Source organism: Methanoculleus sp. UBA413 (genome assembly GCF_002502935.1).
In the GTDB taxonomy this organism is placed as follows: domain Archaea; phylum Halobacteriota; class Methanomicrobia; order Methanomicrobiales; family Methanoculleaceae; genus Methanoculleus; species Methanoculleus bourgensis.
The window spans coordinates 43,808-45,955 of sequence record NZ_DAQR01000093.1; the positions used below are offsets into that span (position 1 = coordinate 43,808).

The window sequence follows — 2,148 nt, forward strand, 5'->3', positions numbered from 1 at the left end:
TTAGATGAAATGATACAGTAGTGGACCATTTCATCTAATATTTCCCATGAAAACCGCCCTGATTTGGCGAGTGGGGGATCATGGCTCTGTTTGTGCCCCCGGTCCGGCTTGTGCGGGGAGGGGGCTCGCCCGGGGAATAGGTCGTGTTCATGTGCAACATTGCCTCACGCGAGCGGCTGGCGATCCGCACCAGAACCCGCAAAATAAGATGAAATGGCTTAGTAGAGGCATCCAGAGTATTTCAGCCAGCCATGGATTTCGCATCGATATACGGCCCCTGGAAGACGATAGCTGGGTTACGAATGTTCAAAATTATATTTCAGTCTTTTTTAGTTGACAATCAAACAAATAAATTTAAATAAAAAAACTACGATCTATCCTTGAGACGGTTTCAGATGATCAGGGCCTACACCATCGCCTCCGGAAAAGGTGGAACAGGGAAGACGACCGTCACCGCAAATCTCGGAACGGCACTGGCCCAGTACGGCAGGGAGACCTGTATCGTTGATACGGATATGGGCATGGCCAATCTTGGACTGGTCATGGGGCTCGCAGAGACGCCGATAACGCTCCACGAGGTTCTGGCAGGAAACGCACAGGTCCAGGACGCGATCTATGAGGGGCCGTACGGCCTGAAGATCGTGCCAAGCGGCCTGTCGCTCCAGGGGTTTCAGGATGCAGACCCGGAGCGACTCAAGGACGTGATGCAGGATCTCACCAACCGTTGTGAGTTTCTGTTCCTTGATGCACCTGCCGGCATCGGCAGTGATGCAGTCCTGCCGCTCACCGTGGCGGACGAAGTAATACTGGTTGTGAATCCCGAGATCTCCTCGCTTGTGGATGCACTGAAGATCAAGATCTTGACAGAGATGATCGGCGGCACCGTCGGAGGAGCGATTCTCAACCGGACGACGATGGAGAGCACCGATACGAACCAGAGAAAGATCGAGGAGACTCTCGGTGTGCCGGTCATCGATACGATCCCCGAGGACGCGTACGTGCGAAGAGCAGCGGCGGCCAGAACACCGGTCGTCGCGAGATTCCCGGGGTCTGAATCGTCAAAAGCATTTCGGAGGATAGCAGCCGCGATGGCAGGTTTCCCTGTTGAAGAGGAGCCCAAAGTAGCACAGGAAGGGTTTATTGAGCGACTCGCCCGCGCATTATTCAGGAGAGAATGATAATGGATATCAATGCGATCATGATAGTCTTACTCTCTGTGATCATCATCTGCCTGCTGTTTATCATGTACGTGATGTACGTGCGTATTCAGCAGCTCCTCACAGAGGTCAATGCGTTGACAGGCAGAATGGAGATCACCGGCAGCGAACTGGAACAGCTGACACGGAGCGTCGAAGAGTACAAGAGAATGCGTGTATAGCCTCTCCAACCTCCCCTCCCAAAGCGAAGATATATGTGTGATTCCCTCACATAGTATGAGGGAGGGGCCATAGGGTAGCCTGGCATCCTAGGAGACTGGGGGTCTTCTGACCTGCGTTCAAATCGCGGTGGCCCCATCGTACCATTTTTCTCTTTCCCGGTTCCAGTTAACTGCAGCATGAGATTTCAACAGGGCTGCACGGATTGTCTGATATCCCGTGTCGAATATGAAAGCCGGCTCTGCACCGACGATGAGGCGCTTATCCAGAAGACGGTCAGGGCGTGCCGGGACCAACTCCAGCGCTCTTGCGCGGACCCTGTGCCCGCACCCGTCATAGCGAGCCGGGTGCACCGCCTCGCCTACCAGATGGTCGGCGATACCGACCCCTACCGCTCCTTAAAGCAGGCCAACAACGAGGATGCAATGGCGGTCTCTCTAGCGGTGCGCGACGATCTCTCAACGTTCCGTGACCTCGCGCTCGCGTCGGTCATCGGGAACACGCTGGATTACGGGTCGAAGGCCCACACCGTCACCGATAACTTCGTCGAGTTCTTCCGCCGGGAGTTTGCGGCGGGACTGACCGTTGACGATACCGCGGCTATGGAGCCCCTCACCTCCCGCGTGGTCTACCTCGCCGATAACTGCGGGGAGATTGTCTTTGACGCCCTCCTTGCAGACCACCTCAAAAAGAACGGGTCACACGTCACCTTTGCCGTCAGGGGCGCGCCGATCTTAAACGACGCGACCCTTGAGGATGCGCTGGCGCTCGG

3 protein-coding genes and 1 tRNA gene are annotated in these 2,148 nt (G+C 55.6%); all 4 read left to right on the top strand.

Annotation, left to right across the window (positions count from 1 at the left end):
- The first annotated feature begins 395 nt into the window (after positions 1-395).
- The gene (gene minD / locus BP858_RS07705) at positions 396-1,178 is read left to right on the top strand and encodes a cell division ATPase MinD (RefSeq protein ID WP_062261191.1); all 783 of its coding nucleotides are present in this window, start codon (positions 396-398) and stop codon (positions 1,176-1,178) included.
- A 38-nt stretch (positions 1,179-1,216) separates the two neighbouring features.
- Positions 1,217-1,378: a hypothetical protein gene (locus BP858_RS07710; RefSeq protein WP_286879215.1), complete on the top strand. Its 162-nt coding sequence runs from the start codon at positions 1,217-1,219 to the stop codon at positions 1,376-1,378.
- A 63-nt stretch (positions 1,379-1,441) separates the two neighbouring features.
- A tRNA-Pro gene (locus BP858_RS07715) sits at positions 1,442-1,514 on the top strand.
- A 41-nt stretch (positions 1,515-1,555) separates the two neighbouring features.
- Positions 1,556-2,148: damage-control phosphatase ARMT1 family protein (locus tag BP858_RS07720; protein WP_286879216.1), on the top strand; the 593-nt coding region annotated here is incomplete at its 3' end.

Excerpts from the sequence above, each read along its gene's own strand:
- minD (WP_062261191.1), top strand. The coding sequence starts at position 396 with ATGATCAGGGCCTACACCATCGCCTCCGGAAAAGGTGGAACAGGGAAG.